A 12674-nucleotide genomic window follows, 5' to 3' on the forward strand; every position below is an offset into this window, starting at 1 on the left:
TGCTGGGATGTGCACACGGTTCAACCTTTAAGATGCGCGAAAAGCTCCGGCTTCATTCCTTTTTTGGAGATACGTTACATTCCAGCCCGCTCGTACACCACAAAATCGTAATCGTACGGGTTTTTCTCGTCCTTCACGCCACGCTGCCGCGATACCTCGCGCCATTCGCCCGGCTCAAGCTCGGGAAAAAGCGTATCCGCCGCGAACCGGTGCGCGATCTCGGTAATGTACAGCCGGTCCGCGAACGGAAGCAGCTGCCGGTACACCTCCGCGCCGCCGATGACGAACAGCTCCTCGGAAGCCCGGCTTCCGCCGTGGCCGTAGTCGGCCGCCGCCTCCTGCGCGGAATGGACCACCTCGCAGCCCGCCGCAGCGAATCGGTCGTCCCGGGTCAGCACGACATTGCGCCGTCCGGGCAGGGGCTTGCCGATGGAATCGAACGTCTTCCGGCCCATCAGCACCGTATGTCCCTTCGTCGTTTGCTTGAAATAAGCCAAATCCGCGGGTAAGCGCCACGGCAGCGTATTGTCGATGCCGATGCCGCGGGCTTCGTCCATCGCGAGTATGAAAGAAATCGTCACGCAAACCTCTCCTTGCGTATAGTATGCCGCTTTGCGAACCGCAAGCGTCCTTTTTTGCCTAATGATGCCCCCGTACGCTCTCGTTATACTGCAATCGGCGCTTTGATCGACGGATGACTCTGGTACCCGGCGATCTCGAAATCCTCGAACCGGTAATCGAACAGCGAATCCGGCTTCCGCTTGATCACAAGCTGCGGCAGCGGATACGGCTCGCGGGTCAGCTGCAGATTCACCTGCTCTACATGATTGGCGTAAATATGCACGTCCCCGCCCGTCCAGATCAGCTCGCCCGGCTGCAGATCGCACTGCTGCGCCACCATATGTGTCAGGAACGCATAGCTTGCGATGTTAAACGGCAGCCCGAGAAACGTATCGACCGAACGCATGTTGAACAAGCACGACAGCTTGCCGTCCGCGACATAAAACTGGAACGCATAATGGCAAGGCGGCAGCGCCATGTTGTCCACTTCGGCGGGATTCCACGCGCTGACCAGATGTCTGCGCGAATCGGGATTCCGCTTGATCTGCTCGATCAGCTTAGCGATCTGGTCGATGCTCCGTCCGTCCGGCGCCGGCCACGAACGCCACTGCGAGCCGTAGACCGGCCCGAGATCGCCGTTCTCGTCCGCCCACTCGTCCCATATCGTGACGCCGTTCTCTTGCAAGTAGCGGATATTCGTTTCCCCGCTCAAAAACCACAGCAGCTCGTGCAAGATCGAGCGGATGTGGAGCTTTTTCGTCGTCAACAACGGAAAGCCTTCGGACAGATCAAACCGGAGCTGCCGCCCGAACACCGAGATGGTCCCCGTTCCGGTCCGGTCCTCCTTGCGCACCCCGCTTGTCATGATGTCCTGCAGCAGATCTAAATATTTTTGCATCGGTTGCACCTCGATCGTTCATGATCGTTCTATTATAGCAAACTTTCGAGGCCCGCTTCATCAAAAAAAAATATGAATCGCATTCACACCACGATGACAATTATCCGATATAATAGATTCGATCCCATATATAACCATCGTTTGAGGAGGAAATTCATTTGATCAAGCATTCGTCCCACTGGAAAAAAACCGCCGTCCTATCGGTGCTCTCCGCATCGCTGCTGAGCGCGCCCGGGCTCTCCGGCGTCCCTTACGCGCTGGCGGCCGAACCGGCGACGGCGACCAAAGCCGCCGATTCGACTCCGGCCAAATCGGACATGCAGTTGGCCTTCGAGAAAGGAGCGGTCGAAGGATATCCGAACGACACCGACCTGCGCGGCACCCGGCCGGTGACCCGCGCGGAGCTCGTCACCATGCTGAACCGGGCGGCCAAGCTGGCGAAGAGCGACAAATCGGCACAGCCTTTCTCCGACTTGGAGGCGTGGCAGCTTGAAGCCGTTACCAACGCTTTAGCCGCCGGCATCGTATCCAAAGGCGACAGCGGCCTCTTCGAGCCGAACCGTCCGGTAACCCGCGAAGAGCTGGCCGTTCTCATCGTGCGCGCGCTTACTAAAGGCCAAGCGCCAAAAGTAAACCAGAACGTGCTGAGCTACTTCAAGGACGCCTCCTCCATCAGCGAGTCGTCCCGTCCCTTTGTTGCTTACGGCGTGCTCGCGGGCTTGTTTGAGCCGAAGCTGGACGGCAATTTCGATCCGAAGGGCTCCGTGACCCGCGACGAAGCGGTCAAGGCGCTGAAACCTGTCCTTTTCCAAGTTATTGATATTCTTACCACGAACGACATTCACGGCCATATCGAAGTGGGCTTCGACAAGAAGCGCAATCAGGCGCAGGGCGGCATCGAGACGCTTGGCGGCATCGTCGACGATTTTCGTTCGGTCAATCCCGGCGGGACGGTCGTCGTAGACGGCGGAGACGCATGGCAAGGAACGCTCATCTCCAATACGACGAACGGGCAATCCGTCATGGATTCGATGGCTCAGGTCAAATATGACGCCGCTGCCATCGGCAACCATGAGTTCGACTTCAGCCGCAACACGCTGATCGACAATATCAAGAAAGCGAAGTTCCCGATTCTCGGAGCCAACATCATCGAAGACAAAACCGGCAAGCGCGTCGACTGGACGCAGCCTTACACCATCGTAGAGAAAGGCGGGCTGAAGGTTGGCATTATCGGCCTCGCCACGCCGCAGACCAAGACGACGACCAAGTCCACCAATATCGAAGGCTTGACGTTCGCCGATCCGGTTCCGTACGCGAAGGAGCTGTCGGCCGAGCTGCGCACCAAAGGCGCCGACATCGTCCTGGTGACCTCCCACCTGCCGGGCGAGCAGGACGCGAAATCGCAGCAAATTATGGGCGAGCTCGTCGATCTGGCGAATGGGACAGGCAACGGTACGCTGGACGCGATCGTCGGGGGCCATTCCCACAAGCGCGTAGCGGGAATCGTGAACCACATTCCGGTCGTCGAGGCGCAAAGCTGGCTGTACGCCGTCGGCCACATTCAGCTTTATGTCGATAAGGACAACAAAAAAGTCGTTTCCTCGAGCGCCAGCCTGCTGGAAACGTACACGAATCTGACGACCGCGAACAAAGACGTGCAAAAAACAGTCGCCGACTACCAAGCGAAAATTGCCGAGCAAACCAACAAGCAAATCGCCGTAGCCTCCGAAAAATGGACGACCCGCTCCTACCGTTATGACGCGAACGGCAATCAGGTGCGCGACGGCGTGACGCCGATCGGCAACTCCGTCACCGATGCAATGCGCTGGGCCGAGAAATCCGATATCGCCTTCACGAACATCGGCGGGCTGCGCGCGGATATCGAGCCGGGCAAAATAACCTACGGCATGATGTTCGAGGTGCTGCCGTTCGGCAACTACAACCGGACCGGCACGATGACCGCTTCCCAGATCAAGACGCTGCTGGAGGTCACGGACCAATATTCCAAGCTGCCGGCTATGCAATTCTCGGGTCTGAAGGTCGAGTGGGACAACACGAAGCCGCAAGGTCAGAAATACAGCAAAATTACGCTGCTGGACGGCACACCGATCTATGTGGACGGGAAGCTGAACGACAGCCGTACCTTCAAAGTGACGACTAACGACTTCATGTCGACCGGCGCCGGGGACGGATTCACGACGTTCGGCGAAGTGAAGGACTGGAAGGACGGCATGATCATGCTGGACGCCTGGGTCGATTACATGAAAGAGAAGGGCACTTCCGGCCAGCCGCTCTCCCTGCCGAACGACGGCCGCGAAATCCGGCTGGATCTGAAAAAATAACGTCACTATACAAGGAAACCCGCAGGCCCTGGCTCGTTCAGGTCTGCGGGTTTTATTGCTTCACCTTATCCCGTACAGCGGATAATTCGTCAGGCAGCAGCGGCTTATAAAAGTAATAGCCTTGAATCGTACAGTCGTCGATCGTTTGAAGCAGCTTCACCTGCTCCTCCGTCTCCACCCCTTCGACGACGACCGATAAATTCAGGCTCCGGGCCATAGCCATAATCGCTTTGACAATGCCGGCATGCCCTTCGTTCTCGGCCATTTCTCCGACGAACGACTGCGCGATTTTGAGCGAATCGACCTGAAACGTCCGCAAATAGCCGAGCGACGAATACCCCGTACCGAAATCGTCCATCGAGATTTGCAGCCCCAACGCTTTAAGGCGCAGCAGCGTATCGGTCGTTTCCTTCGTATTCTGCAGCGCGACGCCTTCCGTAATTTCGATAATGAGCCGGCTGGCGGCCATTCCCGTTTCCTTCAAAATACCGGCCACCTTGTCTACGAAGCCGTCCTGCACGAGCTGTCTGGGCGAGACGTTCACCGCAATTTTCAGCGGCGCCCTCCCTTCCCTCTCCCACTGAACGGCCTGCCTGCAAGCTGTCCGAATGACCCAATCGCCGATCGGCACAATCAAGCCGGTATCCTCGGCAAGCGGCACAAAATCTGATGGCGGCACCAGTTGCCCGTCCGCTTTCCTCCAGCGTAGCAGCGCTTCCGCTCCGACGATCGTCAATTCCTTAGAGCATACCTGCGGCTGATAACACAAAAACAGCTCGTCATGATCCAGCGCATGCCGCAGCGCGCGCTCCATCAGAATACTTCTCAGCATGCCGTCCTTCAGCGTCGGCGTAAAGAACCGGAACCGGCCTCCGCCAAGCTCCTTGGCTTGATACATGGCCGCATCCGCATGCTTCATCAGGTCGGCTATGGACAGGCCGTCTTCCGGGTAGACCGCAATGCCGATACTGGTTGAGGTCTGAATCTCGTGGACCCTTACCTTGAAAGGCTCGGCGACGGCCCGAAGAATCGATTCCGCAAGCGCTTGCGCTTGCCGGGAAGAGGCCAGAGGCCCGGTCAGGATTGTAAATTCGTCGCCCCCTTGACGGGCGACGATGTAATTCTCCGGAACGATTCCCCGAATCCGTTCCGCCACTTGACGAATTAATTCGTCGCCTGTCACATGGCCCAGGCTGTCATTTATGTATTTGAAACGGTCCAGATCGAGAAACAGCACCGCAAGCGGCTGTCCGTCCTGCGAGGCGTGCTCGATCGCTTCCTGCGCCTTCCGCTCGAACAAGCGCTTGTTCGGAAGCCCGGACAAGTCGTCATGCGTTGCGAGAAACTCGCTTTTTTCAAGCATTTGCTTGAGCCGGTTGACCAGCCTTTCATTCTCCAGAAGCATGGAGATTTGGCGCACGAGGATCAGGACGGTAACCATGACCGTTCCTATCACGACAGCGTCCGGCTGATCGATGTGGCGAAGCATTAACAAGAATAAGATCGCGAAGCCGACGTAAGGAAAAAGCAAACGCAGCAGACGGGCGCAGGCGACAAAGCGCGGCTCCGGCGCAGGCCGGTCATTGGGGTGGGAAGCATGCCAGCCCGCGAAGCCGTATGCGAATAGCCCCGCGCTCCACAGCAGGTCGTACCACTGCCCTCCCTGATATTTTCCCGAGATCACGTCGAGCACATAAATCGTATCCCCGGCGATAAAGACGACGAACCCGAAGGTGATCAAGGCAAGCACCCGCCGGTCGAACAAAGGCGTATAAGCAAAATGAAGGACAAATAGGGAAAGCAATATCCCGAAATCCGCTATCGGGTACGACAGAACCGCCACCTGACCGAATCCGTCGGGACTGGACAGAATCTTCTGCAGGTTGGGACTGATGACGAACTCCCAGCTTACCGTACCGACGATCAGCAGAATCATGATACAGTCGAAGAGAAACCGGATGCCTTGCGAAATGCTTTTTTCCCGGAATAACAAATAAAACAAAGCGGCAAAAAACAGGCCGGTCTGCAAGTTCCAGAACAGGTCGGCTAAACTGATCGTCGGAGGATGGACTAGTAGCACCCAAGCATAGAAGGACCAGACCAGTTGCCCCAGCAAATAGAAACAGGCGCCCGCAGTCATCAGCAGCCAGAACATTCCCGCGCTGCCTCGCTGGGTATGATAAGTCCTCAGCAGCATCGCAAGCGAAGCGGCAGGCGGAATGACCTCCCATAGCAGGAAAAAGCGGGCACCCGCCCCAAAGCCCCATTTTGCCGCAGCGAATACCGCAAAATAAACCGCTATCACCGCGATCATCGGTTTACGCCAAGCGATCCAGTTCATAACCATCCGCCTCATCTCATTGTTGTATCGCATATAGATGCCAAGGGAAGCGCTGCACAAGCCTAAGCCTTAACGATAAATTAATTATAAATTAATCATCGGGTAATTCGAACTAATTCTTTAGTACTAATTACACGAAAAAATAGACATCCCTTGCCATCTCGCATAGAAATCATTCGGATGGATGAAAATAATGTCAAAGCGTAAAAGGGGATGGAAACCGCCTTGAAGCCTTCCAACGATGCCTCGGCCGAAGCTTCTATCCGGATTCAGCAAGCGCTGCGCGAATGCGCCGATGTGGTTGTTCAATCGATACATGCCTGCGGAACGATTTCCTGCACTTGGATTTACATCTCCTCGATTGTAGATCATCAGGTGCTGCAATCCGAAATCTTCGCCCTGCTGAAGCCTCGTCCGGAGCCTGTAACAAGCGAGCGTTTATTTTCCTTGCTTTGCGAAGGCTCCCTCCTGTCCTCTCCGGTCACCATAACGGAGGATGAGTCGGCTGCGGTTCAGGCCCTCCTGCATGGGTCCGCCGTGCTGCTGATTCACGGAAGGCGCGAGCTTTGTCTGGTTCCGATCAAAAAATATACAAGCCGCGCCGTCACTGAGCCGAAAAACGAAAATGTCATCGTCGGCCCGCAGGAAGCTTTTATTGAGAATTTGGATGCGAACTTATCCTTGCTGCGGCATATCATCAAGCATCCCTCGCTCAAGATTGAGCGCCACATTGTAGGAGAGTATACCCAAACCGCCGTCTGCATCGTTTATATCGAAGGCTTGCTCAAGCCCGGTCTGCTGGAGCACGTGCGCGAAAAGCTCAACGGCATCAAGCTGGACGGCATTCTTGGTATAAACTACTTGGCCGAGCATTTGGAATCGGCGCCTTATTCGCCTTTCCCCCAGATTCAGTTCACGGAGCGGCCCGATACGCTTGCCGCGGCGCTGCTGGAAGGAAGGATCGGCGTGATTGCGGACGGTACGCCGCTAACTTTGGTAGCACCGGTTACTTTCTTTTCGCTGATGCAATCGGCGGAGGACTATTTCCAGCGCTATTTTGCCGCCACTTGGATCCGGTGGATCCGGTATTTTTTCACCGTCATTTCGTTTTTGCTGCCATCGACCTATGTCGCGGTAACGACGTTTCATCCGGAGATGATCCCGGCCAATTTGCTGACGACCATCGCCGCATCCAGAGAGAACATTCCTTTTCCCGCCCTGGTAGAGGCGCTCATGATGGAAATCGCCTTTGAAGGACTGCGCGAGGCGGGCATCCGGATTCCGAGGCCGATCGGCCAAACGGTGTCCATTATCGGAGCGATCGTCATCGGCCAGGCGGCCGTTCAGGCGGGCATCGTTTCCGCGCCCATGGTTATCGTCGTATCGATGACAGGCATCGCGTCGTTCATTATCCCGCATTTCGAGCTGGGGCTCTCGTTTCGGCTGCTGCGGTTTCCCATCATGCTTCTCGGCGGGGCGCTGGGTCTGTTCGGCGTCATTATCGGGGTATTTTTGATTTACTGGCATCTCGTCACCCTCCGCTCGTTGGGCGTCCCTTATATGCAGCCGTTTGCCCCGCTCGTCTTCAGCCAGTGGAAGGACGCCATGGTACGCGCGCCATGGACCAGGCTCAAGAACAGCCCGGCCGGCTACTCTAAAAAACAAAGGTGAAGCTTATGCGGCCGATTTGGCGAACGTTCATGATCTCGACTGCCGTATGCACGCTGCTTACCGGCTGCTGGTCCAAGATCGAAATTAACGACCGGACTTTCGTCTCCGGTTTTTTCGTAGACCGCTCCGCTGTTCCGGGTGAAGTGGAGCTGACCATCACGACTATGCTTCCGAACCGGTTAACGTCCGGGCAGCAGTCCGGAGGCGGCAGCGAGAAAGGGACGCCGTATGCGTCGGTCACGAAGTCGGCCAAAACGCTTCCCTTTGCCTTGCAGCGCATCCAAGCGGACTTGACGCGTAAAATTTCGTGGGGGCTTACCCGAATCGTCGTGGTTGGCCGCGACTACGCCGAACAGGGACTGGACGACCTGCTCGAATGGGTGGACCGCGAACCGACGTTTCATTTGCGGACTTACATTTTGATCGCGGAAGGCAAAGCCAAGGAAATTATCCGGCTCACACCGGTATACGAACGCTCGCCTTCCGAGGTGCTGCGAGAGTTTGTCAACCAACATACGCTGCTGAATACCAATCTCCGGGATCTGCTTGATGCGAGCTACAGCGGCCGCGATTTTGCGATCACTGCACTGACGTTCGGCAGCTTCCCGATGGTCAGCGAGCAGAATCGGATCAGCCCTTGGGCGGGCACGAACGGAGCGGCCTTATTCCGCAATGGCAAGCTGATCGGCTTCGTGACCGCAGAAGAAGCGCGAATGCTGGCTTGGGTCAAGAGTTGGCTGCGCGCCCCCGTCTTTTCGGTTCCGGTCGGAGACGGCAAGGATAAAGGTTCGGCAAGCGTTGTGTTTTCCATGACCAGGGCCTCCATTGTTCCCGTTTTTCAAGCGCGGTCGATCCGGTTTCGGATCAAGCTCTACGGGGAAGCTACGTTGCTCAACGCGGAGATGAAGGAAGACATTACCAAACCTGCTGTGCTCCATCGTACGGAAAGACAAATCAGCCAATATTTGGCAGACCATCTTCAGCGGGCCTTAGCTCAAACGAAAAAGCTCGGCTCCGATGCTTTGCAGCTCGGAGCATACGTCGAATGGCAACGGCCCAAGCAGTGGGAACAGCTTCAAAAGGAATGGAGAGCGTACTACAAAACGAACGTCGATTTTGATATCGAAGCGGACGTCGTAATTAAATCGTTCGGTTCGGAGACGACATCGGTACAAAGAAAGCGGTGATCGTTCATGCCGGTATGGCTAATGGCGGCAGTATGTATGGCAATCGGCTGGTTTGAATGGAAGACGCTGAAAACCCGCAGCCGGCGTGAGAAAGCGGTCTTCTTCCTGCTTCTCGGCTGCGTGCTCGTCTACAATGTTATGAACGAGGTGTACAAAAACTTTCCACGCCCGGAAATCGTCGTTTACGCGCTGTTCGGGTGGGTGGATTCGCTCTTTTCGCTGAAATAACCGGTCCTTGGAGGAGATCCGATGAAGACGTTTACTACCGGTCAAATGATGCGTTTCTGGATGCTCTACTTGATCTCGGCTCCCTTTGCTTTTATGATCCGATCCCTGCTGGAGAAAGCGGATTATCAAGGCTGGCTGTCGCTCGCATCGGCTTATGCGATCAGCTTGGGCATGATTTATTTCGCCGTTCGCGTAGGCGAGGGGCAGTCGGAATCGTGGCTTATTTACGGAGAACGCATCGTCGGGAAATGGCTCCACCGCTTGTTCGTAGCCGGGATCGTTTACTATATCACGTTTCTGAACGCCCTGAACGTGCAAAACTTCAGCGATTTTTTCGGTACCGTTTACTTGACCGACACGCCGGGCTGGGTCGTTATGCTGCTGTTCTTTTTTTGCACCGCCGTCGTGGCCCGATCCGGACTGACCGCCATTATGTACATGGCAGACGGCTTTTTTCTGCTGGTGTTTGTCGCCATCTTCGCTGTTATTCCTTTGATGCTCAACAAGTTAAACTATCCGGCCGCTTACGGCCTGCTGACGCATTTCGATTTTTCGAAATGGTGGAAATCCACCTTTTACAGCACGAGCTGGTTTGCCGAAATGACGCTGGTGCTGCTGATCCTGCACCGCTTCCGGACGAACGGCCGTTCCTTCCGTTCCATGGCGTTGGCCGGTTTGGGAGCGTTTCTGTCCATCCTGGTTTATTGGCTCATGTGCCTCCTGCTGTTCGGGCCGAAGCTGGGCAGCCATCTGCGGTATCCGTTGATGGACATGCTCCGCTTCGTACAAATGGGAGAGATTCTGGAAAACCTCGATCCTGTGCTCATCTCGGTCTGGTCGACGACTCTGCTGATCAAGACGGCGGGTCTGCTGTATATCGCCACTCAATCGCTCGCGTATCTGCTTGGGCAGAAGGATGCCAGGCCTCTTACGTTCGTCCTTGCTGCGTTGATGCTGGGCTTTGCTCTGCGGCTTTCCTATGCTCCTGCGGAAATGATTCAAGTCCAAGGCACCTCCGCGCTGCGCGTGTTTTTTATTTCCATCTGTTGTATCCCGCTCTTGTACTTCATCCTTCGTCAATCCGCCTCCCTGTTCAAGCGTACGAATAAAAAAGCTTGAAAAATATGCGACGTACGTTATAATGAGGGCAATTTGACTTACGGGAGTGGAGACCGCACCATGTACAAAATGCTTGCAATCGACATCGACGATACGCTGATCAACGACGAGAAGCAGATCACGGAAGGAACCAAACAGGCGCTGGCCGCAGCGCTGGCCGAAGGCGTTATCGTTACGCTGGCTACCGGGCGCATGTACGCCTCGGCCAAGCAGCTCGCCGGTCAGCTGGAACTGAACGTGCCGCTGATTACATACCAGGGGTCGCTCGTCAAAAATTCAATCGACGGACGCGTCTTGTACGAACGAACCGTGCCTGCAGACGCGGCGCGGCTTATTTTCGATTTTTGCGAATCCGAAGGATTGCATCTGCAAACGTACGTAAACGACGTGCTGTATGTCAAGGAAGACAACGATAAAGCAAAAGCGTACGCCGCGCTTTCGAAAATCCCTTATACCGTGTACCCGAACTTCGGAGAGCTGGCGGCTCAGCCTTCGATGAAGCTGCTGATCATCGACGAACCGGAGCTGCTGGACCGAGTCGCGGAGCGGCTCCGCGGCTTGACCGGCGGGCAGGTGCATATTACGAAATCGAAGCCGCATTTTCTGGAGATCGTGCATATCGAAGGCACCAAAGGGCATGCGCTTGCGCATCTGGCCGAGCATTTCGGCATCGGGCTCGAGCAAGTCATCGGTATCGGAGACAGTTGGAACGATCGCGAAATGCTGGAGGTGGCGGGGCTTGGTGTCGCGATGGGCAATGCCGTCGAGTCCTTGAAGGAAATCGCCGATTATGTGACTTTCAGCAATAATGAGGACGGCGTCAAGCACGTCGTCGAGAAATTCGTGCTGCGCCGCGAAGAAGTAGGGAGCAGCAACTGAGGCTTGATACCGGAATGGGACGGGTGGACGTTCCCGGTAATATCGGACTAGCTCGTTTAGTAAGCTATGAAAGTTTGCACAGACATCTGTGATAGCCGGACCGCTCCTGGAGCGGTCTTTTTGGCGTGCTCGCCCCGACGTTTGATTCATCGACAGAAGCAACAGCATGTTCTCACCCTTTTCCACTGTCTGCATACGCTGGTAGCACAAAGGAGTTAGGCTTTTGTCCAGTGGAGGTGGGATGGTTGGGTGTCACTCTAATTTCACTTCATTATGCGTAATCTGCTCTTCATTTTGCTGATTATCGGATTCATGGTGATGCGCCGGGATACGACGATCGTCTGCATTACCGGCATTGTGCTGATCGGGCTGCTCTCGACGGCATATCGAAAAGATGCGGATCATGGAGAAGCTGAGCAACTCGGATTACAGGCAGCCGGGCTACGGTAGACATAATGCCGGGGAGGCCATTAACGTGAGCGATAGGGGGTAGATCGGCCCGAAGTAGATTATTAAGCCAACCTTCTCTGTGAAAAAAGAAACAAGCCCTTCTATTTTTTCGGTCAAGTTTGGGCATCCGCCTCATATACTTGGTTAGGACTATGGACCATTAGCATAGTACATATGCTTCCTACCAAGCCAAAAGGGAGAGGATTCCATGAGTTATGAGGAAATTCCTTACGTCGAATCGCATAGTCAATTCGAGACGCAGGACGACGTTGCAAATCCGGAAAGATATCCCGACGAACGCGGGGGCCCCGGTGTATATGGAGGCACTCCGGGAACGGGCTATCAGGGCGTACCAGGCGGTATTCCTAGCGCCGGCGGATATCAAGGCTGGCCGGGGGCCGCTCCTGACGCGGGGTATCCAACCTGGCCGGGGGGTGCTCCGGGCGCGGGGTACCCAACCTGGCCGGGGGCCGCTCCGGGCGCAGGGTACCAAACTTGGCCGGGGGCCGCTCCGGGCGCAGGGTACCAAACTTGGCCGGGGGCCGCTCCGGGCGCAGGGTACCAAACTTGGCCGGGGGCCGCTCCAGGTGCAGGGACTCAATCCCGGCCTGACGGATACGCTCCAGGCGCGGGTTATCAAACCTGGCCGGGATACGCTCCAGGCGCGGGGTATCAAACCTGGCCAGGATACGCTCCAGGCGCGGGGTGTCAAACCTGGCCGGGATACGCTCCAGACGCTAGGTATCAAACCTGGCCGGGATACGCTCCAGGCGCGGGGTATCAGACCTGGCCGGGATACGCTCCAGACGCTAGGTATCAAACCTGGCCGGGATATGCTCCGGGAGCGGGGTACCAAACCTGGCCGGGATACGCTACGGGCGCTGGGTACCAGACCTGGCCAGGCGGTTTTCAAGGGCGCAGGGTACCTACTCAGACCAGGTAGAGCTTCCGGTGCAAGGTATCACGCTTGGCGGCGGACGTTTCCTGCAGGCTAAGGC

The 12674-nt window shown here is 56.1% G+C and carries 11 protein-coding genes; 8 read left to right on the forward strand and 3 right to left on the reverse strand.

The genetic code is table 11. From position 1 onward, the window contains the following. Window positions 1–74: 74 nt before the first annotated feature. Complete coding sequence (locus ET33_RS18500) at window positions 75–581, reverse strand: dihydrofolate reductase (protein ID WP_036684951.1); 507 nt, start codon at window positions 579–581, stop codon at window positions 75–77. Window positions 582–664: 83 nt separating this feature from the next. Next, a complete protein-coding gene (gene thyA, locus ET33_RS18505) occupies window positions 665–1459 on the reverse strand; it encodes a thymidylate synthase (RefSeq protein ID WP_036684954.1) in 795 nt (264 codons plus the stop codon). A gap of 158 nt (window positions 1460–1617) precedes the next feature. Here thyA and ET33_RS18510 point away from each other — a divergent pair, with 158 nt between their 5' ends. Beyond that, the gene (locus tag ET33_RS18510; protein ID WP_036684956.1) at window positions 1618–3801 is read left to right on the forward strand and encodes a 5'-nucleotidase C-terminal domain-containing protein; all 2184 of its coding nucleotides are present in this window, start codon (window positions 1618–1620) and stop codon (window positions 3799–3801) included. A 52-nt stretch (window positions 3802–3853) separates the two neighbouring features. Here the strand turns inward: ET33_RS18510 and ET33_RS18515 are convergent, their stop codons facing one another. Beyond that, window positions 3854–6142: a putative bifunctional diguanylate cyclase/phosphodiesterase gene (locus tag ET33_RS18515; protein ID WP_235206752.1), complete on the reverse strand. Its 2289-nt coding sequence runs from the start codon at window positions 6140–6142 to the stop codon at window positions 3854–3856. 225 nt (window positions 6143–6367) lie between these two features. Here ET33_RS18515 and ET33_RS18520 point away from each other — a divergent pair, with 225 nt between their 5' ends. The 7 genes from ET33_RS18520 to ET33_RS18545 all read left to right on the forward strand — a co-directional run bounded on the left by ET33_RS18520 (window position 6368) and on the right by ET33_RS18545 (window position 12671). After that, window positions 6368–7813: a spore germination protein gene (locus ET33_RS18520; protein ID WP_235206753.1), complete on the forward strand. Its 1446-nt coding sequence runs from the start codon at window positions 6368–6370 to the stop codon at window positions 7811–7813. Window positions 7814–7818: 5 nt separating this feature from the next. Beyond that, window positions 7819–9000 carry a Ger(x)C family spore germination protein gene (locus ET33_RS18525; RefSeq protein WP_051775427.1) on the forward strand — a complete coding sequence of 394 codons (1182 nt, stop codon included), beginning with the start codon at window positions 7819–7821 and terminating at the stop codon, window positions 8998–9000. 6 nt (window positions 9001–9006) lie between these two features. After that, entirely contained in the window at window positions 9007–9228 is a 222-nt protein-coding gene (locus ET33_RS18530; protein ID WP_152570667.1) for a hypothetical protein, read from the forward strand. Between the two features lie 21 nt (window positions 9229–9249). Then, on the forward strand, window positions 9250–10347 hold the full coding sequence (locus ET33_RS18535) for a GerAB/ArcD/ProY family transporter (RefSeq protein WP_036684962.1): 1098 nt from the start codon (window positions 9250–9252) through the stop codon (window positions 10345–10347). A 60-nt stretch (window positions 10348–10407) separates the two neighbouring features. Next, window positions 10408–11226: a Cof-type HAD-IIB family hydrolase gene (locus ET33_RS18540; RefSeq protein WP_036684964.1), complete on the forward strand. Its 819-nt coding sequence runs from the start codon at window positions 10408–10410 to the stop codon at window positions 11224–11226. A 318-nt stretch (window positions 11227–11544) separates the two neighbouring features. Beyond that, window positions 11545–11676, forward strand: a complete 132-nt coding sequence (locus ET33_RS40280) for a hypothetical protein (protein WP_268808326.1) — start codon at window positions 11545–11547, stop codon at window positions 11674–11676. A gap of 269 nt (window positions 11677–11945) precedes the next feature. Then, entirely contained in the window at window positions 11946–12671 is a 726-nt protein-coding gene (locus tag ET33_RS18545) for a hypothetical protein (RefSeq protein WP_152570668.1), read from the forward strand. The last annotated feature ends 3 nt before the right edge of the window (window positions 12672–12674 follow it).

The organism is Paenibacillus tyrphae (assembly GCF_000722545.1).
Lineage (GTDB): Bacteria > Bacillota > Bacilli > Paenibacillales > NBRC-103111 > Paenibacillus_G > Paenibacillus_G tyrfis.